Source organism: Mesorhizobium sp. P5_C1, from assembly GCF_054049815.1.
In genome coordinates this window covers 1-875 of sequence record NZ_JBFULQ010001173.1, presented here as the reverse complement: position 1 = coordinate 875, position 875 = coordinate 1, and the positions used below count along the sequence as shown (strand labels likewise).

Below are 875 nucleotides of genomic sequence, written 5' to 3'. Positions count from 1 at the left end.
ATCAGCACGTTCACGGCGCGGAGTTGCGGGTGGACCCAGGCGTAACAATCCCCGACCGGTTCGTCCTGCACGTGCCTGCGGACGACGCCAACTATCGCGCCGTGGTGCGGTGGAGACGCAACGAGCGGCTTGGCGTGCAGATTTATTGAACCAGGATCCCTGGGCGTGCGGCCCGCGGGTGGCTAGGCTGGTTGGGTCGAGACTGCGCTATCCCTGACGAGAATGCGTTATCCCTGATATGCGAGCGGCAACCGCATCCAATCCGTTGTCATAGATCCGCGTCAGCACGCCTTCCGCGGCGTTGGCACGCTGGGATGTGCAACCAATCAGGTCCCGCCCTCCCAAGCTCGCCGGCGCATTGGCAATACGATCCCAAACCGCCCAGGTTCCGTCTGTCTCGATGTGGCAATAGAATCGGTGTTGTTGATTTTCCATAATGGGAAACGTTCAACACCCGCTTTGGGGTCCATGCTGATGGCAACGTGGTTAATGTCGCAGCCGTTTCGACTGAAAGCCGACTCAGGTGCACAGCGTCGCAAGGCATGGTGCAGGCCGGCAGCGTTCTGCGTCTGGTCGAATGGCGCAGCGCTTACAGGCAGCCCGCCGTTTTGGCTGCCTATTGGATCGAGGCCAGATGAGGCAGGTCAATCGGGGAAATGCGCTCGCCATCTTCATCGGCAAGGCCATCCACGAGCAAACCGGCAAGGCCGTCGAATTCGATCGCCGCGCCAATGAGTTGTGCCGCCTGCAGGACCAGGTGTTCAATGTCCTCGAGGGCGACATTCTCGGCCAGATTCCTGACCCTGACCTGCTCCGCAACCATCGAGATGTTGACGATGCCCGCCTTTCTGAATGTCGTCAGGACCGCTGAATTG

At 60.2% G+C, this 875-nt stretch carries 1 protein-coding gene; it reads right to left on the bottom strand.

The window, feature by feature from the left end; translation table 11 throughout:
- Positions 1–616: 616 nt before the first annotated feature.
- The coding region (locus tag ACXJ7R_RS34685) for a hypothetical protein (RefSeq protein ID WP_457155731.1) at positions 617–875 on the bottom strand (259 nt) is incomplete at its 5' end.